Below are 25,392 nucleotides of genomic sequence, written 5' to 3'. Positions count from 1 at the left end.
ACGCGCATGCGTCGGGAGTTTTGTTTTGAAAAACAATATGACCAATATCGTTCGTCAGGCTCAGCGCATGCAGGGCCAAATTCAAAAAGTGCAGGAAGAAATCGGCGAAAAACGCGTCGAGGCGTCGGCTGGTGGTGGTGTCGTGACTGCAGTGGTCAACGGCAATTCCGAGCTCGTCGAAGTCAAAATCCAGCCCGAAGCCCTCGAAGATGTCGAAATGCTCCAAGAGATGATCGTCATCGCCGTTAATCAGGCCACTAAGCTAGCCACGGACATGATGAACACCGAAGTCGAGAAAATCACCGGTGGTCTCAACATTCCTGGCTTGTTCTGAACCGAAAACACCATTGAAGCCCGACGATCCCATCACACATCTTATCAGCGCCTTTGCCAGACTGCCTGGTATAGGGGAGCGTACGGCCAGCCGCCTCGCGTTCTTTGTGATGAATCAGCCCGGTGACCTCGTGGACGACCTCAGCGAGGCGCTCCAACGGGTTAAGGTTGAAGTGGGATTTTGTGAGAGATGTTCGAATCTCACCAAGGGCACGCTCTGCCAGATTTGCGAAGATACCAAACGCGACCCGGCCACGATCTGTGTCGTTGAATCGACACCTGATCTTCGCGCTATTGAGCGCACCGGCGAATTTCGTGGTACATACCATGTCTTACATGGCCTGATCTCGCCGCTCGAAGGTATCGGTCCCGATGACCTCAAAGTTCGCGAACTACTCGCGCGTTTTGGCACCGACTCCGAGGTCAAAGAGGTCATTCTTGCCACGAGTCCGTCGGTGGACGGAGAGGCAACGGCTTTGTATCTTGCTCGGCTCTTAAAGCCGTTAGGCGTCAACGTCTCAAGGATTGCCTCCGGAATTCCGATCGGTGGCGAGCTCGAGTACGCCGATAAAGTCACGCTATCACGGGCGATCATGCAGCGCCGCGTGTTTTAGACAGGAGTCCACATGTCTGCCTATACAGCCACAGATATCACAGTCTTATCGGGCCTCGAAGCCGTGCGAAAACGTCCTGCGATGTATATCGGAGGCACGGGTAAGGCTGGACTCCATCACCTCCTCTGGGAAATCGTCGACAACTCGGTTGACGAAGCCATGAACGGCTTCGCGAGCACCATCGAGGTCACCATCCACGAGGACGGCTGCTCGGCCACCGTGGTGGACAACGGGCGCGGAATTCCAGTGGACACACACCCGCAAGATCCCGAGAAAAGAAGCGCCCTTGAGGTGATTCTCACCACCTTGCATGCCGGCGGAAAGTTCAACAACTCGTCGTACACCACCTCGGGCGGATTGCACGGCGTGGGTAGCTCGGTGGTCAACGCCCTGAGCTCGGAGCTTATCGCCTCTGTTAAGCGCGACGGTCATGCCTACCGGCAAACTTACGTGCGCGGGACGCCCGATTCAGGCGTAGAGACCATCGGACAAGCGCGAGGTACGGGCACCGAAATCTTCTTTCGCCCCGACCCTGAAATCTTTGAAGACACCATGTTCGACGTGGAGCACGTCGCGGAGCGTCTCGAGATTAAGACGTTCCTCATCCCTGGACTTCGCATTCTCTTTAGAGACAAAGGCACCGGTGCCTACAAAGAGTTCAAGCACGAGGGCGGGACGCGCGATTTGCTCGACCGAATCCAAAAAGAGGGCAAAGAGCCTCCGATCCACACCGACGCGATCTCTATCCTTCTCGACGAGCCTGAAGGCACGATCACGCGCGTTCAAGTTGCACTGCAGTGGACCGAAGACCATCGCGAAGACATTCGAACCTATACCAACGCCATCCCTACGCCTGACGGTGGAACCCACGAGCAAGGGTTTAAAGACGGGGTGCTCAAGGCCGTAAGAAGCTTCTTCGAGGCTCATGACGTGGCCCCGAAGAGCCTCGCTATTATCGCTGATGATATCAGGGAGGGGCTAAAGGCGGTGGTCAGCGTCTTCATGATGGACCCTCAGTTCCAAGGTCAGACGAAGAGCAAGCTCAACAATAATGAGGTCAAGACAGTCGTCTCGAACCTCGTCCGGATCGAGCTCGAACAGTACCTGAACAAGAACTCGTCTACCGGTCAGGCTATCGCGCAGCGCATCGTGCAGGCTGCAAAAGCAAGGCTTGCCAGCCGGTCCGCGCAGCAAAAAGTAAGTCGTAAACGCGCCGTCAACCATCGCCTCAATCTCCCCGGAAAACTCGCCGATTGTTCGAGCACGGACCCCGACGAATCCGAACTCTTTATCGTCGAGGGTGATTCTGCCGGCGGAAATGCAAAACAAGGCCGAGACAGGCGGACTCAGGCTATTCTGCCCCTGCGCGGCAAGGTTCTGAACGCCGAACAAGCCACCACGTCCAAAGTGATTGGAAACAAAGAGCTCAAAGACGTGGCCGATGCCGTGGGTTGTGGCGTCGACGATGATTTTGATGTCAGCAGACTTCGTTATGGAAAGGTCATCCTCCTCATGGATGCCGATTCAGACGGCCACCACATCACGACTCTCCTGCTCACATTCTTCTACCGATACATGCCCAAGCTGATTACAGAAGGGCATCTCTACATCGCCCAGCCGCCACTTTTCCGCGTAGACCACGGCAACGACACACATTGGGCGCTCGATGAGACCGAACGCGACCGACTGATCAAGAAGTTCTCCAAGGGCAAAAACCCCAAGAAAGTCTCGATTCAGCGTTTCAAAGGTCTCGGCGAGATGATGGCGGACACGCTTAGAGATACTACGCTTGATCCTTCCAAACGAAGGCTTCTACGTGTGGTCTTGGGTGAGGCCAACGAAACCGAGAATTTGATCAGTAGCCTGATGGGTAAGGATGCGTCGTTGCGTTTCGATTTTATCATGGAAAATGCCGACCAAATCGACGAGCTCGACCTCTAAGCGCCTCGGATTGAAAAAAACGACATCCATTCTCTTGAATCGTGTTTGGTCTTTCTCTACCCTTTAAGAAGTCAGACATAGCCCGCTCGTTTGGGCATTTTCGGTAAAAGCGCATTTTAAACGGTTGGGGAACCTTTGGGCTTACCGAAAATGACCTTACGGAGGCGCCAATGAATCTGACCTATTTGGAAATCGACCATAACCGAGTTCATTTTGACCGCTTGAACCGGGCGCGAGGAGAGTTTTTTAACCGACTCGTGATGGGGTGGATTTATCACGAACACGCGCTGGAAGGCGTGGTGTTGTCAGGTGATACCTTGATGCGCGCGCTTGAGCGTGCACCCGTCAGAAACTGGGTAGACGGACAAGTTCAGCAATCGCTCTTGAAGCTCAAGGACTGTACTGAGTTTCTCTACGAGTCCGCCCAGAACAATGTCCCGATTACGGTGGAGTTTATCCGCGAGCTGCACGTTCGCCTTTGCGACCCCGGCTCGGATACCGCCGGCCGATACCGCAAACGCGATACCTCGCCTGGGGTCTACAACCTCAATATCTGTCCACACGGAAGCGTCTCGTATTTCCTGCACAAAGTCGCAGATATGGCCGAGAATGACTTCAAAGACGTGCATCCGGTGCGCGCGGCCTCAATCGTTCACTGGGAATATATGAAGGTCTTCCCATTCGATGAAAAAAGCGGTCTCGTCGGGCGCCTGCTCATGAACTACATGCTGATTCGCGCGGGCTATCCACCCGCAATCATTCACCAAAAAGATCGGCCCCTCTATTTCAGCGCGCTAGATGGTCATCGTACAGACCTCGTCGAGGTTTTAGTCGATGCCATCTCCTCCACAATTGGCGCCGCAGAAGCATTTTCTTCACAATATCTTGAATCTGATCGCCACGGGCTCGCATTATAAGAGTGGACGGTTCGCGCCCAGCAGATCCTCTCTCCCGCGTTCCTTCCATTGACAATCTATAGTGATCGGTACGAGTGTACCGAGTCCGGAGGATACGCGATGCATTTTCGCCTTGGAATGAAAGAAGCCGTAGAATTGAAAAGCGCAGAGGACGAACTGGTAGTGCGCCACGTGGCCACGGCCAACTTGCCCACCAAGTATGGGCACTTCAAGATTTGGGCGTTCGAGAACAACCGTGACGGAAAAGAGCACGTGGCTATCGTGGCCGGTGATGTCCAGGGTAAGGACGATGTCCTTACTCGAATCCACTCCGAGTGCGTCACGGGAGATGTCTTCGGAAGCCTCAAATGTGATTGCGGAGAGCAGCTCGAACGAGCTCTCGCGCACATCAATGAGGTTGGCGAAGGGATCATTCTCTACATGCGCCAGGAGGGGCGAGGGATTGGACTCACCAATAAAGTCCGAGCCTACAGCCTTCAAGATCAGGGCATGGATACCGTCGAGGCCAACAACCATCTCGGCTTCGACGACGATCTTCGCGATTACTCAGTAGCCGCCGAAATGCTTCATATTTTGGGTGTGGAAAGCATCGAATTGCTCACGAATAACCCGAAAAAGATCTCTGGACTTCGTGAGAATGGCATCAAGATCTCGGAGCGTAAGCCTATCCGAATCCTCGCAAACCCTTTCAATTCCCACTATCTCAACGTCAAAAAGAATAAATCAGGGCATATTCTTTAAGCCTGCATCAAACTGCCTCAACTTGATTGCAAGACCTTCGACGTGTGTGCTAGCTTATGGGCGTCAAGTCAAGCCTTGCAAATTAAGTAATCCCCCCGCATCCGAGAGGATGAATCAGGAGTTCCGGTATGGCAGGACAGATGGCAATCTACGAGGAGGAGCAGAAGCAGTTCGCAGAGATCTGCGAGCGACTTGTGCGCGACGCCCTCGCCAAAGCCATCTTCATCGTTGATAAGGACGGTCAGCTCATCACAGCGACTGGCGAGACCACGGGTATTGATACCACGGGACTCGCCTCGCTCGCCGCAGGTTCAACCGCGGCTACCGGTGGTCTGGCCCTCATGCTCGGTGAAGAAGAGTTCCCAGTTCACTTCCATGAAGGCACGAGGAACCACCTCCACGTCTCCCTGATCGGTGATCTCCTCATCTTGTTGGTGATCTTCGATGAACGCTCCAGCCTCGGCTTGGTGCGTTTGAGAGTTAAACGTGCGTACGCTGATATGGAAAAAGTCCTTGAGACTCTCAAGGGCCGATCTGCCGAAGCTCAGAATCAAGCGATGGATATCTTTGGTGAAATCACTGACGACGACATCGACTCACTCTTTAATGATGCGTTCTAAAGCGGTCAATTGACCTAAGTTTAGCGTTGTCACCTCTAGAATTTTCGATCTAACATGCGCCTAGATCCTGTCTCCATGCCGCGGAAAAACGATATGCTCTCTTTCGAGACAATGATGATTTCCAACCTCGTCCCAACGAATCCCAGAAACTTGGGCCGAAACGGCAAAATAAAAGTGACAGAGTTCTCTGGCGTGCTATATAGCGATCCAATGGCAGGCGAGATGTCTGGGACATCCACAGTCCGCTGCTCCGTGACGGGAAGATAGATGTCGTTCATCAATTACGCACAGCGGGAAATCATTCTCAAAATTGTCTACTACGGACCTGGTCTGTGTGGCAAAACTACGAACATTAAGTTCATTTACTCGGGTACCAACCCTGATGCTCGCGGTAAGCTCATCAGTCTGGAAACCAAACAAGAGCGTACGCTCTTCTTTGACTTCCTGCCGCTCAGCCTACCCGCCATCAAGGGCTTCAAAACCCGTTTGCACCTCTATTCGGTGCCAGGGCAGCTCTTCTACTCGGCCAGCCGTAAGCTCATCATGAAAGGAGCAGACGGGGTGGTCTTTGTGGCGGACTCCCAACGTGCTCGAAAAGAAGCCAATATCATCTCCATGGAAGACCTTAAGGAAAACCTGGTCGCCTATGGCTACGATATCGACAAGATCCCGTTTGTGATTCAGTACAACAAACGCGACTTGCCTACGGCTATGCCCCTCGAAGAGCTTCAGGCAGACCTCAACCCTGATGGCAAATACCCTGAATTCGAGGCATGTGCTGTCGCTCCAGACGGCCCCGGCGTCTTCGACACACTCAAGTCTGTCGTCAAGATGATCCTCGTCGAACTCAAACAAACCAAGTAAACTCTCCGAAAGAACTGTCTTTCGGGTGTTCCTTGCGTTTAAGATTCCCCCTCATTTTCTTTGTTCTCGTGGCGTGCGGCGATTCTGCTCCTCAGCCGAGCACTGAGGTCTTTGATCTGCGGCAAGAGTACTGGAATCTTCTCTGCCAGGCGGCTCAATCCTGCCAAACGCCCACATCAGAAGTCTTGATCAATCGTTATCGAACGCTAGATGAATGCCTCTCTACGCCTCCTCCAAGTTTTATCTCAGCGCGTCTCCTTCCAAACACTCTGGAACTCATAGAGGCGGAGCGGATTGAATTTGATTCGGCGAGCGCGTCATCCTGCTTGACCGATCTCAGCGCTGCATTCTGCGAAGGAGATATCTACACCCTCCCAGAAACCTGTGCGAAAAGTTTTCGCGGGCAGATAGGTGCTGGGCAGACTTGCGAGTCAAACCTCGAATGCGAAGGTGAGATGGAGTGTGTGCTCACAAATGACGGATGCTCCGGAACCTGCCAGATGCCGTGCAATGGACAGTGCACAGCCTCTCAATTCTGCCTCGCTGGGTCTTGCTTCGAGCTCGCTAAACTGGCCGAAACCTGCCGCGGAACCGGTGGATGTGAGGGTGATCTCGTGTGCTCCAACGCCAAGTGTGTGGAGCCCAACTCATTGGAGATTGGGGCCGAGTGTTCTTCGGACAAGGCGTGCGTCAAAGGTTCTCAATGCCTCGATGGCGAATGCCGCCCCTGGACAGTGGCCAAAGAAGGCGAGCCATGTGGTTTTGGCATCGATACCGACCTCGCCATTTGTGAATTTGGGTCGCTTTGCCGTAATATCACGCTCCCAGATGGGCTCGGGACATGCCGGAGTCCAGGTGAACAAGGCTCGGTGTGTCAGTGGCCAGGCCAATGTGCGGCAGATCTCACGTGTTCAACGCTCATGGCAGCCGAAAGCGGAGAGTGTGAAGCCCTTCGAGAGGATTTGGCCCCGTGCGCCGCCGACCATGAATGCGAAAGTGGAACGTGTCAGGCTGGATCTTGCGCGTCCTCAAGGTGTTTAGAATGAACGCAGACGAACTCAAGGCATTTCAGGATCGACTCATTGAGAGAAGGCGTGAACTCATCGACGAGGGCGACTTTCTCATCGAACCCTCCAAACGCGATGCGGTTGCCAAACTCGACGAAGACGAGGCGCCCCATACCGAAAACGCACAGGTGATTGCGTCGCGCAGAAACCGCGAACGGGCAAGGGAGATCGCAGGCATCGAAAAGGCGTTGCGCCGCATTGAGCTTGAGCCAGATGAATACGGACTCTGCCAGGAATGCGACGAAGAGATCGGGCAAAAGCGACTCGAACTGATGCCTTGGGTCGAGTTCTGTGTCTCGTGCCAATCCAAAATCGACGACCCGCAAAAAAACTATCGTCGCCGACACGCCGCTGACTACCTCTGATCACCAGAGCATGAAGACATAACCTTCACCAAACATTTTGAATTGTAGGTGAATATGGTCGATCCAACCGTTGGAGGCGATGGCTACCAGTCCCATCCAAACCCCTGATAGAATCAGCGCGACAGGTACCAGGTGCTCGCCAAAACGTCGAATCGGAAGCCCAGCCATAAGACTCGAAAAAATCAGAACAGGGGTCGTCATGACGACTAGCAGAACCATGACTCCTGCACCGTGTAGCGCGGAAGCCGTAGACGCGGCGACGCTCAAGACCCAAAACATCAACATGCAGGGGAGAAAGCCCAAAAGTAGGCCGGTGAGAAAGAGCCTCGGGAAGTCGCCCATGCCACGCGTTCCCTTCAGAAGTCCGAGAAGCTTGGACGAGAAATCCACCCCGAAGTTGCCACCTGGTTTGAAGCGCCTTCGAACCCAAGGAACTTGAGAGATACCCACGCCTATAAGGGCGAGAGAGAGCACGAGTCCCGCGGCATTCGCAAAGGTACGAATCTGAGACTCGAAGACAGCGCCTAAAAGCCCGGCTGCTACACCAAACCCTGCATAGGTCACGGCGCGGCCCAATTGGTAGGCGAGTACGCGAGGAACCCTTGACCAGATTGAGCCCGTCTTGTGCCGACTGGTGGTGACTCCCGCGATGATGGGGCCACACATGCCAGCGCAATGTATGGTGACCCATAAGAGTCCAATCGATACTACCTGGCTATAAGCGTTCATTCCGACGTCCGGGTCTAACTCCCTTCACCAACAAGAGTTCTAATGCAACTTCGAATCCAAGGACCAACCCTAGCGCCAACGGAATGCTCAGAGAAACTCCAGATTCCAATATAATCAAGGACTTCTTAACGAGTCTTTTCTGCACAATCTAACCGCCGCAGAGAGAGCCATCGAGGACGATGTGCGCAAAATTTGCGAAAGGCCTTGTTCCGCGAATTAAATGCGTTATCGTGCTGCTCAAATCGCAGTACTGGGCCCTATTTTTCAATGGTTTAGCCGCTTAAGCCTCTTTGGCATAACTTTTGTGTAATGCAGGGGCGGCGACAATTTTGAAGGAGACAGCGTGAGTCATAGTGAAACACCTCTGAAAGGTTACGAACGTGTAGTCTACGATGACCGCGTGGTCAGGGCATTTGCCTTTGCCACCGTGATTTGGGGCATCGTCGGTATGACCGTAGGGCTAATTCTAGCCTTACAATTGGCCTTTTGGCCGGCCAACGTCCATGAGTTTTTGACGTTCGGCCGCTTGAGGCCCCTACATACCAATGCAGTGATTTTTGCGTTCGCAGGTAACGCCATTTTCACAGCCGTTTATTATTCAACTCAGCGTCTAACCAAGGCGAGGATGTTCAATGATAAACTGAGCTGGATCCACTTCTGGGGATGGCAGCTGATCATCGTTTCAGCCGCGATCACACTGCCCCTCGGCATCACTCAGTCGCGCGAATACGCGGAGCTCGAGTGGCCTATTGACCTCGCGATCACCTTCATCTGGGTGGTTTTTGCGGTCAACTTCCTCGGTACGCTCTGGCGCCGGCGCGAAAAACACATCTACGTGGCGCTCTGGTTCTATATCGCGAGTATCGTGACCGTCGCGGTCCTACACATCTTCAACAACCTCATTATCCCAGTAGACCTCTTCAAAGGATATTCGCTCCTAAGTGGTGTGCAGGATGCCATGGTTCAGTGGTGGTACGGACACAATGCCGTTGCCTTCTTCCTGACCACGCCGTTCCTCGGTCTAATGTACTATTTCCTGCCCAAGGCCGCAGAACGCCCTGTCTTCTCGTACAAACTCTCGATCATCCACTTCTGGTCGCTGGTCTTCCTCTACATCTGGGCTGGACCTCACCACCTTCACTACACGGCGCTCCCCGAGTGGGCATCAACCGTGGGTATGGTGTTCTCAGTCATGCTCTGGATGCCGAGCTGGGGCGGTATGATCAACGGTCTCCTCACACTGCGCGGCGCATGGGGCAAGCTTCGGGACGAACCCGTCCTGAAGTTCTTCGTGGTCGGCATCACCTTCTACGGCATGTCCACCTTCGAGGGCCCAATGCTCTCCATCAAGGCAGTGAACTCGCTCGGTCACTACACCGACTGGATTATCGCCCACGTTCACTCAGGCGCGCTCGGCTGGAACGGCTTCATGACCTTCGGCATGATCTACTGGTTGGTTCCTCGCCTTTGGAAGGTCGACGACTACAGCAAGAAGCTCGCGAACTGGCACTTCTGGCTCGGCACCATCGGTATGCTCCTCTACGTGCTCGCCATGTACTGGGCTGGTGTCACACAGGGTCTGATGTGGCGCGCATTCGATGAGACCGGCAAGCTTATGTACCCCGATTTCATGGAGACCGTCATCGAGATCGTGCCCATGTACTGGGTTCGCGTGGTCGGTGGCTCGCTCTACATCTTGGGCGTGCTCATCGGTGGTTACAACCTGATTCGTGCTGCCAGAGCGGGAGCTCGCCCAGACACCGTGGTGGACGTCCCAACACCTACCTGGCGTAAGAAGAAGGAGGCAGCAAAGACCTACGACGAGGCGCTCAGTCGCCTCGATGGAGACTTCAAAGAAGGCTGGCACCGCGCCCTTGAAGGCTGGCCGATGATTTTCACGGTGCTGACGACCATTGCCATCTTGATTGGCTCGGTCATTGAGATCGTGCCGATGCTCATCGTCAAATCCAATGTGCCACGCATCAACACCGTGACCCCGTACACGCCGCTGGAGCTCGAAGGGCGCGATATCTACGTGGCCGAGGGTTGCTATAACTGCCACTCTCAGATGGTGCGCCCGATGCTCCACGAAATCGAGCGCTATGGCGAGTACTCTAAACCCGGCGAGTTCATCTACGACCACCCATTCCAGTGGGGCTCCAAACGGACTGGTCCAGACTTGCACCGCGTCGGAGGGAAGTATCCACACCTCTGGCACGTTAGACACATGGAAGATCCGCGTCTGACCACGCCAAACTCGATTATGCCGAAGTATGGCTGGCTACTCACAAAAGATGTCGACTTCTCAAAGACCCAAAAGAAGGTCGAAGTCAGCATGATGCTCGGCGTGCCTTACAAGCCCTGGGAAGCTGAAAACGCGGTGGAACTGGCGAAGAAGCAGGCCAAGGAGATCGCTGATGAGGTCGCCTCTCAGGACGCCAACTATCAGGGCCTTGAGGACAAGCAAATCATAGCCCTCGTCGCCTATTTGCAGCGACTCGGCGTGGACATCAAGAAGGAGGAAAAATGAGAAGCGATGTCATGCAAGGCGCTGGCCTAGAAATCTTTGCGGAAGTCGGACTGATCTTCTTCATTCTCGGTTTCCTATTTGTAATCGCGCGACTTCTCCTGATGAAGAAAGAAGAAGCGGATGCCCACGGGCAGATTCCACTCGATGACGGACAGGAGGTGTCACGATGAGCGAACAAGGACCATTGGATTATGAAGATGTGCTCACAACGCACTCCTACGACGGCATCCAGGAGTTCGACAATCCTATGCCGCTTTGGTGGAAGGCCACGTTTGTGGTGACCATCATTTGGTCGGGATTCTACGTGGTGGCCATGGAAACAGGCTTGATCAACACCTACGAGACGAACCTCGACCAAGACAAGCAGGAGTTGGCGAGTGTTCGCTCAGCGCTTGAGCAAGAGCGCCCACCGGTGACCGAAGAACTCCTCGTGGCAGCTAAAGATGATGCCGGAGCCATGGCGAACGGCGCCAAAGTGTACGCTAGTACGTGCGCTTCATGTCATGGCCCAGAAGGACAAGGCTTAATCGGGCCGAACCTCTCCGATAAGTTCTGGATTCACGGCGGCTCGCCCACGGATATTCACGTCATGGTCACCAAGGGCGCACCAACCAAGGGGATGCCGGCTTGGGAGAATATCATCTCGCATGACGACGCCATCCACGTGACCGCCTACATCATGAATATGCAAGGCACTAGCCCCGCAAACCCCAAAGAACCTCAGGGCGAGGAATACAGCCCAAACTAAGCTATGAGTGATCCAAGAGTTCTCGAATCTCCGGAAGAAGTCCTCTCGACCTTGCATGCAGATGGTCGAAGGCGATGGCTTTATCCGGTCCCAAGCCACGGGAAGTTTTGGAAAGCTCGCTTTGTGGTGGCATGGGCGCTCATCGCGTTTTTCGTCGGATTGCCGCTGGTGAAAATAGGCGGAAAACCCGCCATTTTCCTGGATATCATGCACCGTGAGTTCACTTTCTTTGGACTCACGCTCTACGCGACCGACACGCTTCTCTACATGTTTGCCATGATCATCGGAGTCTTCTCCGTCATTGTGGTCACAGCTGTTTTCGGCCGTGTCTGGTGCGGTTGGGGCTGCCCTCAAACCGTGTACCTGGAGTTTGTCTTTCGGCCCATCGAAAGGCTTATCGAAGGCAAGGAAAACCAGAGGCGAAGGCGCGACGAGGCGGGCTCGTCCTTCGACAAACTCTGGCGAAAGACGCTCAAATTTATCATCTACTCCATCCTCTCCGTGGGACTCGCACACACCTTTGTGGCCTATTTCGTAAGCTGGGATTCACTCATTGAGTGGATGACAGGGCCTCCCGCAGAGCATTGGGGATTCTTCGTGATGATGGCTATCACGAGTGCGCTGATCCTCTTTGATTTCGGCTATTTCCGCGAGCAGATGTGCACCATCGCCTGTCCCTACGCCCGAATTCAGTCGGTGCTACAAGACGAAGATTCGATGATCGTCAGCTACGACCCGAATCGCGGCGAGCCGCGCGGCAAAAGGAGCAAAGCTCAGTACACACAAGAGCGCGAAGGCGTAAAACTCAATCTCGGCGATTGTATCAATTGCTTTGCGTGTGTGCGCACATGTCCAACGGGTATTGATATTCGTGATGGGCTGCAGATGGAGTGCGTGGGCTGCACACAGTGTATGGACGCCTGCGACGCCATCATGATCTCCATCGCAAAGCCTGTGGGGCTCATCCGGTACACGTCTGAGAACGCCCTTGAGAACAAACCATCTAAGATTCTCCGCCCGCGGACTATGCTTTATGCGGTGGTCTTCGTGTTGCTGAGCTCGGCGTTCTTCTGGCTTCTGACTCATCGCGAACCCATTGACCTCAATGTGACCCGAGCCGCCACTGACCCTTATGTGATGGTTGGGGACAAGGTCATGAATCAGCTCAAATTCCGTGTTCAAAACAGAACCGGTCAAGACGGTGAATTCAGGTTTATCATTCCTGAGCCACCCGGCGTGGAGATCAAGCTTCAGGGCCTAACGAGCCTGCAGATCGAAGACGGAAAAACCGAACGCATCGGAGCCTTTATTCTGGTTCCTAAAGAAGCCTTCCAGAAAGGCTCAGTGAAGACTCGAATTCAAGTGACCAACGGGCAAGAGGTCGCTGAATTCCCCTATACCTTGATCGGCCCTTAAGCCGTCCGAGGTCCGAAGGAGCACCCATGTTTGCACGCATTCCACCACATATTTTCTGGCCAGGTATGGTCTTCGCGATCCTAGGGATGAGCGTGATCGCCAACGTGGTGCTCATTGTAAATGCTACCAGTGATGGCGGCCCTCAGATCGTACCGGACTACTATTCCAAGGCTGTACACTGGGACGAAGCGCGCGGCGAAGAGGCCAAGGTCGCGGATTTGGGCTGGGATGCCACGGTTCGAATCGAACCCTCGGGCGACGACAATGGTTATATCCATCTTAACTTTGAGAAGGATGGCGCTGGAATCGAAGGGTTGGAAGTTGGCGTTACGCTTCGTGATCCGGCGAAGATTATACCCGTTTTCGTGGGACCAGCGGCTCCAGCTGCCCCCGGGCGCTACGTGACAAAAACACCGCTCTCAAGATTTGGTGTCTTCGACGTTGAGGTGCTCGCCATTCGTGGGAATGAGCGTTTTCACGACGTGATTCGTGTTGAGGTCGTTGAATGAAACAAGCCTGCGACCATTGCGGGCAACCACTCGGAGAAGTGGTCAAAGACGACGATGGGCACGCGTTCTGCTGCGTAGGTTGCCGCGCGGTTTATCACGCCATTCACTCCGCCGGGATGTCTCGATTCTACGATTTGAAGGCAGGAGCCGAAGGCCCACCCGCCCCAGTCGAGTTTGATGAAGTTGACCTCGGCCTCCTCGACGACATTCATCAAAACGAAGACGGAACGTGCGAAGTCGACCTCCACCTAGACGGTGTTCATTGCGCCGGTTGCGTCTGGATTGTCGAGAAAATGCCGCAGGCGATCGATGGGGTCGTGGACGCTCGTCTCAATCTCTCGAGAGCTCGCCTCACCTTGAGGTGGCAGCCCGAAGCGGTTGAGCTAGACGATATGGGGCGGTGGCTTGCGCGCTTTGGATATCAAGTACACAGGCTGAATTCCAAGACCGCACGCTCGTCTGCTGAAGATGCTCTGCTGCTCAAACTCGGCGTGGCATGGGCCCTTGCGGCCAATGTCATGTTGTTGGCCATCACGCTCTACTCAGGGCTGGATGTGGGGCTCGAAGCAGGCCTAAGGACGGCTGCTCTTTGGTTGAGCCTGATTCTAACCACCATCTCAGTGTTCTACGCAGGACAAGAGTTCTTCAGGCGCGCCTGGGCGTCCGTGTGGCCATGGGCCGGTCTGCATCGGCTCTCCGTCGATGTACCGATCTCCGTGGGTGTGTTTTTGGGCTGGAGCTACAGCGCTTGGGCCACCATTGCCGGATCTGCGGAGGTTTGGTTCGACTCAATCGCCGTCTTGATTGCCGCGCTCCTAAGCGCGCGATATCTGCAACTAAGAGGCCGCCGCCGCGCCACGGACTCCGCTGAACGCCTACTTGAGCTCATCCCGTCAAGAGCTCTGAGAGTTGGCGCCGAGGGGCTCGAAGAAGTCGACACGCAGACCCTGGCCATCGGCGATATCATCGAGGTGCGCCTCGGCGACGTGGTCCCTGTGGATGGCGAAGTGACCGAAGGGCGCGCTGTGGTAAATCGCGCAGCGATCACCGGTGAATCGCGCCCTGAGCTCGTGGTTCCGGGAAGTCTGGTCAATGCCGGTGAAACGGTGGTTGGGAGCGTGATGCGCGTACGAACCATGAAGGCGGGCGGGGACACTCGCGTTGGAAAGCTATTGCACTGGGTAGAGTCTGAGGCCGAGCGTCGTGCACCCGTTGTGCAACTGGCCGATCGGATCGCAGGGTACTTCGTGTTGGCCGTCTTATTCGCGGCTGCGCTCACCTTCGGAATCTGGTGGTCTGTGGCGCCTGAGTTGGCGTTGGCGCACACCATCGCACTCCTCGTCATCTCCTGCCCCTGCGCCCTTGGCATGGCTACGCCGCTCGCCCTTACGGTGGGCGCAGGTCGGGCCGCACGCCGAGGTATTTTCATCAAACACGACGATGTGCTTGAAGAATTGGATCGCGTTCAGACGGTGGTTTTCGACAAAACTGGCACTCTGACTCAGAACCAAATGAGGATCGTGGAGATTGCGGGTCAGGCAGATGCGATCAAGGCAGCGGTGGCTTTGGAAAAACATAGCGCCCACCCTCTGGCTGCGGCCTTTCGAAAAGAGAATTCCGAGCTGGAGGCGTCCGAGATCGAAGAGATCGCGGGGTCGGGAATTCAGGGGGTAGTTTCCGGTAAGCTCACGCGAGTGGGACGCCCAGATTGGCTCGGTGCGCCCGCAGAGCACGTGGAGAAGATGGTCAAGATGGGACTCAGTCCGGTGGCCATTGAACTTGACGGCCGCGTGGTCTGCACGCTTGGCCTAGGTGATCCCTTGCGCCCCGAGAGTTTTGGCGTGATTCAGCAGCTCAAAGCTCGTGGCCTGAAAACCGTGCTCCTTTCGGGAGATCACCCTGAGATCGTTCAGAGCGTGGCTCAGACCCTTGGCATTGATCAGGCCTTGGGCGCCGAGACCCCTGAGTCCAAGAGAGAGTTCATCGCGCGACTTCGCGAGTCCGGCCCGGTACTTATGATCGGTGACGGAGTGAACGACGCCGCGGCGCTGCAGGAAGCGAATGTGGGTGTCGCCGTGCACGGCGGGAGTGATCTTAACCTTGTGGCGGCTGATATCTTCTTGACTCGACCAGGCCTTGACGCCGTCTTGACCTTGGTTGAAGGGGCTGAGGTCGTTCGAAAGGTGGTCCGCCGCAACCTGATCGGATCGCTCATCTACAATGTATTGGGCGTTTCAGCAGCCGCTGCCGGTCTTGTGAACCCTCTTGTGGCCGCCATTGCGATGCCCGTTAGTTCGTTGTCTGTGGTAGCGTCTTCGCTCCTACAGCGCTCTTTTGAGCCAAAGGAGGTCCCTGATGTCCATTCTTTACCTTCTGGTGCCCCTGGCGCTGATTCTGGCTGCGTCAGCGGTCGCGGCGTTCGTGTGGGCCACCCGTAACCAACAGTTCGACGACGTGGACTCACCCGCCGTTCGGATCTTGGACGAAGACTAGCGACCCGCTTGTACACTAGACAATTCGACAAGAAAACATGTAGCGTTTGCCCACCGTTTGACCACGAGATGATTCATGAGTCGCAAGTACAAAACCGAAGATTTCGAACTGGTAGACCTCTACGTTTTCTACCAACCGCTCGAAGCAAACTTTATTCACGAAGTTCTCTCAGAGAATGATATCGCGAGTTTCGTCAGAGATATGGGGGTTCCAGGGTTCCCAATGAATGTCGGATCTCACGGCCAAGTGCGCATTGTCGTGGAACTTGATCGGGTTGAGGATGCTGCGGCATTAATTCAACAAGCTATCGAAGACGGCGCTATTACTGGGGAAGGCCAATTTTTGCATCAAGAAGAGTGAAAAAAATAAACTTTTTTCGCAACACTTGCCAAAAATGGCCGAAAACAATGTAGAGGCCAAAATTTTTTTGGTCCTCGACTTTGAACCCAGACGCCCATTATGAAGGGTGTTCTTAAAGATAGGAGAATCAGATGAGTTTGAATAAAGTAATGTTGATCGGTCGACTCGGCTCAGACCCGGAACTTCGATATACACAAGGCGGACAGCCTGTTGCCAACTTCAACCTCGCCACCAATGAGCGGTGGAACGACAAGAACGGTCAGTCCCAAGAGAGGACTGAGTGGCATCGCGTCGTGGTTTGGGGTAAACTTGCAGAACTCTGCGAGAAATATCTCAAGAAAGGTCGGCAAGCGTACGTCGAAGGACGGCTTCAGACCAATAGTTGGGACGATAAAGACGGAAATAAACGGTATACGACCGAAGTCGTCGCTCAGACCGTCCAGTTTTTGGACGGTGGATCGAGCGGCGGTGGCGGCGGCCCATCGGGACGTGATGACGGCCCCGGCCCCGGCCCTGAATCCAACTTCGATCAGTCGTTCAATGATGACGATATTCCGTTCTAGTTAGCTAGGAAGCTCTGCGTTCCCCTCCAAGTTCGAGCTTCCTAGTTCGACGGCCGGCGAAAGCCGGCCGTCACTTTTTCTTGTACTCGCGATCGAAGTACTTTGACCCGGAAACAAAGTAGGGTGATTCTGTGGCCTTGATATGATATTCGATCATTTAAGTCGGCGGCTTTTCGCTGACCATTTGCTACACGATGTTTGCCATGAAAATCGCAATCTTGTTGATCCTCGCGCTTTCCACTCTCGCTTGTGGTGAAGACACAAGCGCCAAAAAGGACGCCGTCAAAGTGACTAGTCTCGGCACCGGAGAAGGTGGTCGAGCTAGAGCTGGTGACCTCAAGCGTGATGGGTACGCGGTTGAGGCCGTGGACCTGAATCAAGACGAAAAGCCGGATCAATGGGTTGTTAAAGATAGTGCGAGAACGGTGCGAATTGAGCGAGATATGAACTTCGACGGAAAGGTCGATGTCTGGTCTTATCCGGCCAAAGATAGCGACCAAATCGTTGAAGAAGAGATGGACTTGGACCTTGATGGCCGTGTTGATCTTGTAGTTTTCTACCAGAATAACTTGCCCACCAAGAAGCACCTCTCCCTTGATTTTTCCGGAAAGTTCTCAATCACCAAATTCTACGACCAGCAGGGCTCCCTGCTGCGTGTTGAGCGCGATGAAGATGGCAACGGGGTAGCGGATATTTTTGAGTATTATGAGAATAATCAGAGGGTGCGAGTGGGTTGGGATGAGACCGGTGACGGTCAGCCCGACCGGTTTGATACCCTTTGAATACCCCGGCTATCCAAGGCTCCTAAATATATGTGGAAATTCGAATCCGCGCTCGTACCTCTCGATGGTACTCATCATGGTAAAGCTGCGCTCGGCGTGGCCCGTACGCTCGTGGACGGTCAGTCCACGCACCTTATCCACGTCCTAGACGAGATCGCACCTCATATCCGGCGTGCACTTTTCCCTTATGCACCGCTCGGTGAAGATGAACCGCTGATCCTCGACGAGATGAGACGGCTTGCCGCGGAACACCTGGCCGACGCTTTGAAGCTCAAAGACGCACAGTTGGAGCGCTTGGACATCGTGTTTGGACGCCCTGCCGATCAAATCGCTGAGCACGCCGTAAAACGCGACGCAGACCTTGTGATTTGCGGAGCTTTTGGCCAATGGGGCGCGCGGCCAGCAGCCCTTGGGTCGGTGACCTCGGGTGTGGTCGCACAATCCACAGTCCCTGTTTGGGTCGCTCGTGATTACGGCGCCAAACGCCAGGTGAACTCCATCCTCGTGGCCGTAGATCTTTCGCCCGCCACCTCGGATCTCCTGACAAAAGCCGCCTCGCTGGCTATCAAACTAGACGCGACCCTTGAGATTCTTCACGTGATTCCGGACCCGCTCACTCAAGATGACCAAGAGTTGGTCAAGCAAACCCTGCGAGTGGACAAGCGACAGATCATCTCGAAGAGCAAGGAGAAGGTCGACGCCCTATTCGAGCGCATACTTCAGAAAGTTGAGGTCCCATTTCCGGAGAAGGAACGCGTTCAGGCGCTCTTGAGTCAACGACGCATCGTCTTTGGGCGTCCGAGCCAGGAAGTGGTGAGCCGCGCTCAGGAGGTCGATCTCGTGGTCCTTGGACGCCAATCTGGCGACACGAGCAAGATCCGGATCGGAAGCGTCGCGCAAGCCGTGCTTAACGAAGCCGCCTCGGATATCTTGATCAGCCCTGCTTAGGTGCTGTGATCCAGGTCCAACCGTGTTTCTCCGCGAACCAGAGGATCGATGGCATCAAGAGCAGGGTCGAGAAGAGGGCGCAGGTGATTCCTGTAATCGCCACGTATCCAATGGATTGCAGCCCGGCGTAATTCGTTACCGCCAAACCACCAAAGCCGATCATCGAGGTCACAGAGGTCATGGCAACCGCGGAGCCTACCTGCCGGAACACCGCTCCGATGGACCCAAATCCTTTGTCCAAATAGCGCTGATAGAAGTGGATGCCGTCGTCCACGCCAATACCGATCACTACGGGGATGATGACTACGTTGAAGAAGTCGAGCTTGATGCCAAACCAACCCATGGCCCCGAACATCCAGAACCCGCCGATTGTAAGAGGTAACATCGCCATCGCTGCACGAAACGGCGAGCGGTATCCAAACGTCAGGATGAAGACCACAACCACCAGCGCGATTCCCATCATTCGAGCGCCGTCCGTCTTAATCTCGTCGAGCATGGCTGTGTAGATATACGACTGACTCCCGATTCGGAGTTCTTGTCCACTAGCCTCGGCCACGCTCGCCACCTCGCCAAGGAACTGCCGCGCCTGCTCGCCCTTCATATGGTCGATGGCCTCGTTGACATAGATCAAGTACTCGTAGGCGAACTCCTCGCCTTCAGCGGCTGGCTTCGCCGCAGGACCGGCTTCCCGGAACAGGCGTTTGGTCCAGTCTGGAAGCTCCTTGACGCTAACTGGGGAGACGTCGAGCCGCTTCTGAAGGTCCTCGACCGTCTTCTTCTGCTCATCGTTCAAGAAGGCAGTGCCCTCACGGTCTAAGACCTCTTTGATCTTGTTGATTTCCTCCATTCGGGCAGCCTGCTCCTCAGATGTGCCGGGTAGGAACGCATGTACAGACGCGATGGAACGCACGGTTTCAAGCTTTCCGTCCCGATGCATCTGGTTCATCACGCCGTAGACATGGCTCGCCTTTTCTGCGTCGTCGAAAAGCAAAATCGTCGGTGTAGACGATTGGCCCTGGTTCGCAGACGAGTACTTCGCGCCCACCGAAAGCTGTTCGCGATCCATCACAAAGGTCTCCGGATCCACAGACTCCCGGATTTGACGAGCGTTCACAAAGACCTGACGCGCAAGCCCCTTGGCCGCGGCCTCACTCGCTTTGAGGTCGGCCTCACGCTGCTCGGCATCTTTATCCACCCAGAACGGCTCAATCTGGCCGATCTTTCGGAAATTTTCCTCAAACTCCACGTTCTTGAACTCGTAGACCGCAAATGCTGAGAGGAAGAACGCTATGATCAACGCGGGACGGCTCCATTTCTGTACCATCGACTCGTTGATAAGCCTGTCCAAGAGAGGCCCTTCTTTCCCGGGCTGATGTGGTGAGTACGGCTTCATCTTTTGCAGTGAGAGAAGAAGAGAAGGCATGACCACCAACATCGCGATCAAGCTGAAGATGATGCCCATGCTCGCCACAGTACCGAATTGTGAGAGCCCCCTGAACTGAGCAAAACTAAGCACCACAAACGTGGCAAACGTAGTCAATCCGCCCAGCACCGTGGCTTTGCCCGTACCTGTGAAGCAATGCACAAGGGCTTCCACCGGCTCGTGACCGTCAAGGCGTTCGTGGTCGTAGCCGGCCAATAGGTGCACCGCGAAGTCGATCCCGAGACCCAAGAGAATCGCAAAGATGAAGACCGTGACCGTGGTCAGCTCGCCATAGAGCATAAAGGCAGCCGCGAGCGTCCAGAGAATGCCCATAATCAGCGGGCCAAGCACCAGAATCACACCGCGGAATCTGCGGAAATAGAGCGCGATCACCGTAAAGAGACCCACGATCGTGAAGATGGCGGACGTGATGATGTCGGAGACAATCGAGGTGTATTCTTTTTGTCGGTTTACAAGGCCACCACCGAGCTCCACGGTCATCTCCGGGTGGTACTCGGTGGGTTTGAGTTCGGTCGCGATCTCTCGCACTCGGTCGAGCAGCTTGTTTGTGGCCACGAGGTCGGTAGAGCTCTCCACGAATCGCACCACAATGGTCAGAGAGTAGCCGTCGTCGGAGATGAGGTATTCCTTGTAGGTGTTCTGAGTCTGGCTCGAATACTTCTCCTCGATATCGTCGGTCTGGACTAAGGGGCCCTCATCCTTCTTCTTTCGAAGCTGCACAAAGAGCGGATTCGCTTCCTTCTTCTTCTGTTTGATGCTCGCCTCAATACGCTCGCGAAGGGTCTTGATATCCTCAACGTCCATGTAGAGAAGCTGATGCTTTTCAAAGAATGTCTTGTCGTTGTGATAGTGCGCGAGCGCCACACTCGGGATCGACCGCAATTCGGTGGAGAATGTCTCCGCAAACTTCAGGTTCGCCTCTTGGTCGGGTGAATCGATCACCACAAAAAGTGCGGACCCAGAACCTACGCGGTCGGCGACCTCGGTCATTGCGAGCGCTGCCGGTGCGGTTTGCGGCAGAAGGGCTTTGAAGTCTGAATTGATATTCCACGTGGTGGCAATCACCCAAATCGCCAGCGCACTAACCACCAGCGAGAGCACGCTGATGATGCCGTAGTACCGCGCAACCACGCGCTCCATGTAGACACGAACGAATTGGTGAACTTGCTCTTGCATTCTTTTGATCCAGTGATGAAACGGGCGGTCAGACGCTCGCGAGTTCACCTTAATTCATTAGAGTTCGCAAGTCTGACCTAGAGAAGTGCCAAACTCGCGATCTGAAGCCCGATAACGGTCCGCTCGGCCTGAGGGTTTTCGGTACTCAGCGCAAAATGGCCCGCAATCACCGGTAGGGCAAGCGCCGCCGTGAACGGTCCTGTTTGTACCGCGACCAGAACCAGCGTGACCACGCTTGCTAGCGTCCAAGCCGTCGGGAGTCGCCGAGCATATGTCAGGGCGAGGCCAATAAACGCGAGCGGGACAATCACTCCGAGCCATTCCGGCACCTGCCAGGCTAGAACATCCCAGTCTTGGCGCGGTTGAAACGCCTGAAAGTCACGAAGGCTACCTTCCAAGACGTGGTAGAGGACCAAGCCCGCAGCGGCCAATATCGGGCCGGCCACCAACGCGGCTCGCTTAAGCGGGTCTTTGACCTGGCTCGCGCCCCAAATCACCATCGCCCCGATGAGCAGTGTATTCGGCGCATGCCAGAGGCTCCCCGCCCACGCGATTGCCGCGAGCGGATACGCGGGGCTCATCGCGAGCGCGAAGCCCATGAGTGGCAGCACCACCCAGAAGAGATCCTGTGCCGGCATGAGCGCCACCAAAGGAAACGTGGCCCAGAGCCAGCCTGCGCGCTCCGCCGTTTGGGGAAGCCCCTGTTTGCGAATCACATGATAGACAGACCACGTGCCGGCCATCGCCAGCAGCCACTCGGCCGCAATCCAGCCGATCTCGTACCAATCCCATGCCGGCAGATTGTACCCACGTGCAAGAAGCACAAATTTCCCCACTAGGGTGGCGAGTAGGGCACATCGGAGGGCAGGCGGAATTCTGGCAATAAGTGGATGCACCACATCAACCTACCCCAACGCTGCATGTAGGCAAGATTTTGGGTCTAGCGCTTGAATTTCCCGCTAAACTTGATGCGTTCCGGGCCTTTCATGCACGGCATCTCTCCCTCGAACTCAGCCTCGCTCAACGTTGTGTCTTTGAACTGAACGGAGAAATTATGCCCCTCTGGTTTGGGCCCTTCGCCGCCAGAATTCGCGAAACAACGCATGCCGGGCATCTGAAGCTCGACGACCGCGCGATCTTTTTCAGACCAGGCGATGCTGACCGGGCCGCGTTTGCGCATGGAGATCAAGGTGGTGCCGCCCTGCAGGTTGATGGTGCTTTCGATGTCCGAGGGGCGGACTCGAACCGTAGACCCGCTCAAAGTCTTTCCACCTTCGATCTTAAATTCCCATGACCCCTGAGGCTCAGGTACGTCTTCCCCCTTCACCTCGGCATCTGGCGGAAACGCCGTGCGCTGAACTGCTTTGGAAGGCTCCTTGGACTCGCATCCTAGGAGGAACGCTAAAGCTATGCTGATAGGTATAATCTTCATTTAACCGCGACGACTGCTTGATTCACAAAAGAGAAATCAAGTTTCTTAAGTCTTCGAACGTACGAATCTATTTCCAAAGAAAGTTTCGGGTCGAGACTCAAGCCCGCGTAGGGAAGGGCTCCCGTGAAAACCCACATGAACGGCTCGAAGGTCGCGTATTTGAAGCCGGCCTTCTTCGCGAGGTCGATGAGCACGTCTCCTGTGACTTCCACGGCGTGGAATTCGTCTTGAACTAGTCCGAACTTGCCCGCGAGGTCGTCCCAAAACGGGTTCGGGCACGTCGCCACAAAAACGCCGCCAGGCTTTAAAATTCGATAGGCCTCGTCCACAGCCTTTTGCGGGTTGTCCAGGTGCTCCAAGACCGCAAGGCAGCTTACCAAGTCCCAATAATCAGCAGGTACTTCGTCAGGCAGTGCCGTGACATCGCCCCGAATCAGGCGAGTGTCGCTCGGAAGAGATGGCGCGGTGTCGAGAAGTTCTTGGGCGTATTCGACTCCCAAAAACTCACCGGACCCCAACAACTCTCGAATATGCAGAAGGGTAAGGCCGTCAGCTGCCCCCATCTCCAATACTTTCGGCTCCTTGGCATTGGGGTGGAATCGCCTGAATCCGTCCACGGCGACTTGTCCGCGCACTTTGTAGCGAAAATTCAAATGAGGTTTTGAGAGTCGCCCCTCATTATAAGATGCGTCCATGACGCCGCGATAGGTTTCTTCAGCCATTCTAGTGCTCCAAGTATTCAACGCTGAACTCCTATTTCACATCGCATCGCGTCGCAAGACCTTAAGCCGATTTCTGGTCACTTATCCGCGTGAGTAGGGGTATGTAGGATAATGTGGCACATAAGTTGCGTTTTCAACATGACGTCCCGTTTGGAGTCATGTCATGAAGCTCACCTCTCTTATCCTTGCCACTCTTATTCTTCCGGCATGTGACCTAGGGATGCTCAGCGTTCGGCACGCAGGCTCCGGCGAGGCCGACGCCCCGTTCACGGGGTACCCCAATGTGGAGTTGGAGCCACAGCCGGGACCTTCAAGCCCCACCTCACCCGTTCAAAACGTCCCAGAAATTCTCACACACGCGACATGGGGTGAACGTTGTGTTGACGGCGAACGGGTTGGGTATCTGGTGCTTTCAGACCTCGAGTCGACTTGCACCGACGACGCACAACGGATTGATGCCCCCGATGGATTGGAGAGGGCGGTCGTCTTTAGAACCGAGGAGCTTGGCGCACAACAACTCGTCGACTATTGTGTGGACGGCATATGTGAAACCACCACACTTGACGTCACGTTCAACGCCGGAAACGGCACCTGGAGTGGAACGCTCGCTGGTTTTGACCACCAAATCGAGTTTTCGGCACTCTCCTGTGCCTACGACACGGCACTCACCCCAACCACCACCGACCGCCTCGCTGGAGGCATCAGCATCAAGAGCCTCGCCATGTATCAAGGCGTCAAGGTTGGGCTCGCGGCTGATGGCGAACCCCTTGCCCAGCGCAACGCGCCGGTGGTTGCGGGGCGACCAGGTGTGCTGCGTGTTTTTGTTGAGCCGCAGCCCGACTGGCAAGCACGCCCTCTCAACGTCCGGCTCACCTTGGGCGACCAGGTCCTAGAGCAAACGTTTACGCCGCAGGCAAACTCCACCGAGACCAACTTCGGATCCACGGTCAACTTCCAGTTCGACGAGGGAGAATTGCCGGCCGACGTTGAGTATTCCGTAGAACTTCTTGAGGTCGATCCGTGTTCAGCCCCTCCAGCTGAGATGGCTCAACCCAGATTTCCGGCACTTGGGACCGTAGAGCTCGGCTCGGAGGCCATCAATCCTATGCGCGTGGTGCTCGTACCGATTCAGTACGACGCTGATGGCAGCGGCCGCACACCGAACCTTGACCAAGCTGCCCTGGAGCGCTGGCGCCAGCAGATGTTCGTCAACTATCCGGTCAGTCAGCTCGAGGTGACGGTGCGCGACCCGGTCGCGACCAACCAGGGCCTTGCCCCTAACGGAAGTGGCTTTAGCTCCATGTTGAATCTCTGCCTCGGCGTTCGCCAGCAGGATAATCCAGCCCCTGACGTCTACTATTATTGCGTGATTCAACCCTCAGCTAGCCGTTCACAATTCTGCGGTGGCGGTTGCGTAGGTGGGGTCGCGCCGCTCGCCCCGGCAAACAGCGTGAGTAGCCGCGCTGGGATCGGTATTGCCTTTGATGGCACCGGAGAGGACATCTTCGTTCACGAGATTGGCCATGCGCTTGGGCGTCCGCACGCACCGTGTGGTGGCGCTGCCGGAACCGACCCGGACTTTCCGCACGCCGGCGGCCGAATTGGCACGTGGGGCTACGACGTGGTCAACAACGCGCTCATTGACCCACAAGCTCCAGACTTCATGGGCTATTGCGATCCGTCATGGGTTTCGGACTACACCTACGACGCGATCTTCGAGCGCCTGAAGTACGTCTTGGGTGTTCAATCTCAGACTACCTTTGCTGAGCCTCGTAGCTGGCGAACGGGCGCTATCGAGAACGGAGCCGTGGTCTGGGGCAACACGATCGAGTCCTCGGCGCTGCCAGCGGGCGTTCAAGAATCCGCCACCTTGCTCGATGAATTTGGCCTACCACTGGCCGACGTTGAAATCTGGGTCACCGAGGTTTCATGCGATATCGAGACACTTCTATTCTCCGTTGAAGACTTTGGACCCGCCGCGGCCAGCATCGTTGTCCGTGGTATTCAGATCGTCTTGTAAACGCGGGCTCTGTGCGCGTTGGACGGTTGGTGCTATGTCTGTCGGCGCATCTGACGAG

The 25,392-nt window shown here is 55.3% G+C and carries 26 protein-coding genes; 21 read left to right on the top strand and 5 right to left on the bottom strand.

Annotated features, from left to right (window positions below; genetic code table 11):
* The first annotated feature begins 37 nt into the window (after positions 1-37).
* From FRD01_RS11180 to FRD01_RS11140, 9 genes are all read left to right on the top strand, one after another.
* Positions 38-334: a YbaB/EbfC family nucleoid-associated protein gene (locus FRD01_RS11180; RefSeq protein WP_146963936.1), complete on the top strand. Its 297-nt coding sequence runs from the start codon at positions 38-40 to the stop codon at positions 332-334.
* Positions 335-347: 13 nt separating this feature from the next.
* Positions 348-947 (top strand): recombination mediator RecR, encoded by a 600-nt coding sequence (gene recR / locus FRD01_RS11175; protein ID WP_146959629.1) that lies wholly within the window; start codon positions 348-350, stop codon positions 945-947.
* A gap of 12 nt (positions 948-959) precedes the next feature.
* A complete protein-coding gene (locus tag FRD01_RS11170) occupies positions 960-2,888 on the top strand; it encodes a DNA gyrase/topoisomerase IV subunit B (RefSeq protein WP_146959627.1) in 1,929 nt (642 codons plus the stop codon).
* Positions 2,889-3,058: 170 nt separating this feature from the next.
* A complete protein-coding gene (locus FRD01_RS11165) occupies positions 3,059-3,805 on the top strand; it encodes a Fic family protein (protein WP_146959624.1) in 747 nt (248 codons plus the stop codon).
* Between the two features lie 99 nt (positions 3,806-3,904).
* Positions 3,905-4,546: a GTP cyclohydrolase II gene (gene ribA, locus FRD01_RS11160; protein WP_146959623.1), complete on the top strand. Its 642-nt coding sequence runs from the start codon at positions 3,905-3,907 to the stop codon at positions 4,544-4,546.
* A gap of 128 nt (positions 4,547-4,674) precedes the next feature.
* On the top strand, positions 4,675-5,166 hold the full coding sequence (locus FRD01_RS11155; protein ID WP_146959621.1) for a roadblock/LC7 domain-containing protein: 492 nt from the start codon (positions 4,675-4,677) through the stop codon (positions 5,164-5,166).
* Positions 5,167-5,433: 267 nt separating this feature from the next.
* Entirely contained in the window at positions 5,434-6,030 is a 597-nt protein-coding gene (locus FRD01_RS11150) for a GTP-binding protein (protein WP_146959619.1), read from the top strand.
* A 32-nt stretch (positions 6,031-6,062) separates the two neighbouring features.
* Positions 6,063-7,076 (top strand): hypothetical protein, encoded by a 1,014-nt coding sequence (locus FRD01_RS11145; protein ID WP_146959618.1) that lies wholly within the window; start codon positions 6,063-6,065, stop codon positions 7,074-7,076.
* Complete coding sequence (locus FRD01_RS11140; RefSeq protein WP_249756184.1) at positions 7,073-7,462, top strand: TraR/DksA family transcriptional regulator; 390 nt, start codon at positions 7,073-7,075, stop codon at positions 7,460-7,462. Before FRD01_RS11145 ends, FRD01_RS11140 begins: the two co-directional genes overlap by 4 nt.
* Here the strand turns inward: FRD01_RS11140 and FRD01_RS11135 are convergent, their stop codons facing one another.
* The gene (locus tag FRD01_RS11135; RefSeq protein ID WP_146959614.1) at positions 7,463-8,191 is read right to left on the bottom strand and encodes a sulfite exporter TauE/SafE family protein; all 729 of its coding nucleotides are present in this window, start codon (positions 8,189-8,191) and stop codon (positions 7,463-7,465) included.
* A gap of 343 nt (positions 8,192-8,534) precedes the next feature.
* Between FRD01_RS11135 and ccoN the strand changes: the two genes are divergently transcribed.
* The 11 genes from ccoN (at position 8,535) to FRD01_RS11085 (ending at position 18,540) form a co-directional block, all read left to right on the top strand.
* Positions 8,535-10,721 (top strand): cytochrome-c oxidase, cbb3-type subunit I, encoded by a 2,187-nt coding sequence (gene ccoN, locus FRD01_RS11130; RefSeq protein WP_146959612.1) that lies wholly within the window; start codon positions 8,535-8,537, stop codon positions 10,719-10,721.
* On the top strand, positions 10,718-10,891 hold the full coding sequence (locus FRD01_RS24310; RefSeq protein ID WP_249756183.1) for a hypothetical protein: 174 nt from the start codon (positions 10,718-10,720) through the stop codon (positions 10,889-10,891). Before ccoN ends, FRD01_RS24310 begins: the two co-directional genes overlap by 4 nt.
* On the top strand, positions 10,888-11,469 hold the full coding sequence (locus tag FRD01_RS11125) for a cbb3-type cytochrome c oxidase N-terminal domain-containing protein (protein ID WP_146959610.1): 582 nt from the start codon (positions 10,888-10,890) through the stop codon (positions 11,467-11,469). The genes FRD01_RS24310 and FRD01_RS11125 overlap by 4 nt, the downstream gene beginning before the upstream one ends.
* Positions 11,470-11,472: 3 nt before the next feature.
* Positions 11,473-12,885: a cytochrome c oxidase accessory protein CcoG gene (gene ccoG, locus FRD01_RS11120; RefSeq protein ID WP_146959608.1), complete on the top strand. Its 1,413-nt coding sequence runs from the start codon at positions 11,473-11,475 to the stop codon at positions 12,883-12,885.
* A gap of 26 nt (positions 12,886-12,911) precedes the next feature.
* On the top strand, positions 12,912-13,394 hold the full coding sequence (locus FRD01_RS11115; protein ID WP_146959606.1) for a FixH family protein: 483 nt from the start codon (positions 12,912-12,914) through the stop codon (positions 13,392-13,394).
* Positions 13,391-15,832 (top strand): heavy metal translocating P-type ATPase, encoded by a 2,442-nt coding sequence (locus tag FRD01_RS11110; RefSeq protein WP_146959605.1) that lies wholly within the window; start codon positions 13,391-13,393, stop codon positions 15,830-15,832. Before FRD01_RS11115 ends, FRD01_RS11110 begins: the two co-directional genes overlap by 4 nt.
* Complete coding sequence (gene ccoS, locus FRD01_RS24885) at positions 15,783-15,887, top strand: cbb3-type cytochrome oxidase assembly protein CcoS (RefSeq protein ID WP_347341866.1); 105 nt, start codon at positions 15,783-15,785, stop codon at positions 15,885-15,887. Before FRD01_RS11110 ends, ccoS begins: the two co-directional genes overlap by 50 nt.
* Positions 15,888-15,962: 75 nt before the next feature.
* Positions 15,963-16,247 (top strand): putative signal transducing protein, encoded by a 285-nt coding sequence (locus FRD01_RS11100; protein WP_146959601.1) that lies wholly within the window; start codon positions 15,963-15,965, stop codon positions 16,245-16,247.
* Between the two features lie 131 nt (positions 16,248-16,378).
* Positions 16,379-16,810 carry a single-stranded DNA-binding protein gene (locus FRD01_RS11095; RefSeq protein WP_146959599.1) on the top strand — a complete coding sequence of 144 codons (432 nt, stop codon included), beginning with the start codon at positions 16,379-16,381 and terminating at the stop codon, positions 16,808-16,810.
* Between the two features lie 203 nt (positions 16,811-17,013).
* Positions 17,014-17,592, top strand: a complete 579-nt coding sequence (locus FRD01_RS11090; protein WP_146959597.1) for a hypothetical protein — start codon at positions 17,014-17,016, stop codon at positions 17,590-17,592.
* A 30-nt stretch (positions 17,593-17,622) separates the two neighbouring features.
* Positions 17,623-18,540: a universal stress protein gene (locus tag FRD01_RS11085; RefSeq protein ID WP_146959595.1), complete on the top strand. Its 918-nt coding sequence runs from the start codon at positions 17,623-17,625 to the stop codon at positions 18,538-18,540.
* Here the strand turns inward: FRD01_RS11085 and FRD01_RS11080 are convergent.
* The 4 genes from FRD01_RS11080 to FRD01_RS11065 form a co-directional block, all read right to left on the bottom strand.
* The gene (locus tag FRD01_RS11080) at positions 18,527-21,160 is read right to left on the bottom strand and encodes an efflux RND transporter permease subunit (RefSeq protein ID WP_146959593.1); all 2,634 of its coding nucleotides are present in this window, start codon (positions 21,158-21,160) and stop codon (positions 18,527-18,529) included. The genes FRD01_RS11085 and FRD01_RS11080 overlap by 14 nt on opposite strands.
* A gap of 77 nt (positions 21,161-21,237) precedes the next feature.
* Positions 21,238-21,984, bottom strand: coding sequence for a hypothetical protein (locus FRD01_RS11075; protein WP_146959591.1), 747 nt, complete (start codon positions 21,982-21,984; stop codon positions 21,238-21,240).
* A 116-nt stretch (positions 21,985-22,100) separates the two neighbouring features.
* On the bottom strand, positions 22,101-22,592 hold the full coding sequence (locus FRD01_RS11070) for a hypothetical protein (RefSeq protein ID WP_146959589.1): 492 nt from the start codon (positions 22,590-22,592) through the stop codon (positions 22,101-22,103).
* Complete coding sequence (locus FRD01_RS11065; RefSeq protein ID WP_146959587.1) at positions 22,589-23,314, bottom strand: class I SAM-dependent methyltransferase; 726 nt, start codon at positions 23,312-23,314, stop codon at positions 22,589-22,591. Before FRD01_RS11065 ends, FRD01_RS11070 begins: the two co-directional genes overlap by 4 nt.
* A 163-nt stretch (positions 23,315-23,477) precedes the next feature.
* On the opposite strand from FRD01_RS11065, the gene FRD01_RS11060 reads away from it, so the two are divergent.
* Positions 23,478-25,334, top strand: coding sequence for a M66 family metalloprotease (locus FRD01_RS11060; protein ID WP_146959585.1), 1,857 nt, complete (start codon positions 23,478-23,480; stop codon positions 25,332-25,334).
* The last annotated feature ends 58 nt before the right edge of the window (positions 25,335-25,392 follow it).

Origin of the sequence: Microvenator marinus, assembly GCF_007993755.1 — a bacterium.
Classification (GTDB): domain Bacteria; phylum Myxococcota_A; class Bradymonadia; order Bradymonadales; family Bradymonadaceae; genus Allomicrovenator; species Allomicrovenator marinus.
Note: the sequence above shows the minus strand (reverse complement) of the source record. Positions and strands in the feature narration are given on the sequence as shown.

What these genes read in the sequence shown, in the direction of transcription:
- FRD01_RS11140 (WP_249756184.1), top strand. Translation starts at nt 7,073, where the DNA reads ATGAACGCAGACGAACTCAAGGCATTTCAGGATCGACTCATTGAGAGA.
- FRD01_RS11085 (WP_146959595.1), top strand. Translation starts at nt 17,623, where the DNA reads ATGTGGAAATTCGAATCCGCGCTCGTACCTCTCGATGGTACTCATCAT.
- FRD01_RS11095 (WP_146959599.1), top strand. Translation starts at nt 16,379, where the DNA reads ATGAGTTTGAATAAAGTAATGTTGATCGGTCGACTCGGCTCAGACCCG.
- FRD01_RS11135 (WP_146959614.1), bottom strand. Translation starts at nt 8,191, where the DNA reads ATGAACGCTTATAGCCAGGTAGTATCGATTGGACTCTTATGGGTCACC.
- FRD01_RS11090 (WP_146959597.1), top strand. Translation starts at nt 17,014, where the DNA reads ATGAAAATCGCAATCTTGTTGATCCTCGCGCTTTCCACTCTCGCTTGT.
- FRD01_RS11060 (WP_146959585.1), top strand. Translation starts at nt 23,478, where the DNA reads ATGAAGCTCACCTCTCTTATCCTTGCCACTCTTATTCTTCCGGCATGT.
- FRD01_RS11070 (WP_146959589.1), bottom strand. Translation starts at nt 22,592, where the DNA reads ATGAAGATTATACCTATCAGCATAGCTTTAGCGTTCCTCCTAGGATGC.
- FRD01_RS11100 (WP_146959601.1), top strand. Translation starts at nt 15,963, where the DNA reads ATGAGTCGCAAGTACAAAACCGAAGATTTCGAACTGGTAGACCTCTAC.
- FRD01_RS24310 (WP_249756183.1), top strand. Translation starts at nt 10,718, where the DNA reads ATGAGAAGCGATGTCATGCAAGGCGCTGGCCTAGAAATCTTTGCGGAA.
- FRD01_RS11125 (WP_146959610.1), top strand. Translation starts at nt 10,888, where the DNA reads ATGAGCGAACAAGGACCATTGGATTATGAAGATGTGCTCACAACGCAC.
- FRD01_RS11165 (WP_146959624.1), top strand. Translation starts at nt 3,059, where the DNA reads ATGAATCTGACCTATTTGGAAATCGACCATAACCGAGTTCATTTTGAC.
- ccoG (WP_146959608.1), top strand. Translation starts at nt 11,473, where the DNA reads ATGAGTGATCCAAGAGTTCTCGAATCTCCGGAAGAAGTCCTCTCGACC.
- ribA (WP_146959623.1), top strand. Translation starts at nt 3,905, where the DNA reads ATGCATTTTCGCCTTGGAATGAAAGAAGCCGTAGAATTGAAAAGCGCA.
- FRD01_RS11170 (WP_146959627.1), top strand. Translation starts at nt 960, where the DNA reads ATGTCTGCCTATACAGCCACAGATATCACAGTCTTATCGGGCCTCGAA.
- FRD01_RS11110 (WP_146959605.1), top strand. Translation starts at nt 13,391, where the DNA reads ATGAAACAAGCCTGCGACCATTGCGGGCAACCACTCGGAGAAGTGGTC.
- FRD01_RS11115 (WP_146959606.1), top strand. Translation starts at nt 12,912, where the DNA reads ATGTTTGCACGCATTCCACCACATATTTTCTGGCCAGGTATGGTCTTC.
- FRD01_RS11065 (WP_146959587.1), bottom strand. Translation starts at nt 23,314, where the DNA reads ATGGCTGAAGAAACCTATCGCGGCGTCATGGACGCATCTTATAATGAG.
- FRD01_RS11180 (WP_146963936.1), top strand. Translation starts at nt 38, where the DNA reads ATGACCAATATCGTTCGTCAGGCTCAGCGCATGCAGGGCCAAATTCAA.
- FRD01_RS11080 (WP_146959593.1), bottom strand. Translation starts at nt 21,160, where the DNA reads ATGCAAGAGCAAGTTCACCAATTCGTTCGTGTCTACATGGAGCGCGTG.
- FRD01_RS11150 (WP_146959619.1), top strand. Translation starts at nt 5,434, where the DNA reads ATGTCGTTCATCAATTACGCACAGCGGGAAATCATTCTCAAAATTGTC.
- FRD01_RS11155 (WP_146959621.1), top strand. Translation starts at nt 4,675, where the DNA reads ATGGCAGGACAGATGGCAATCTACGAGGAGGAGCAGAAGCAGTTCGCA.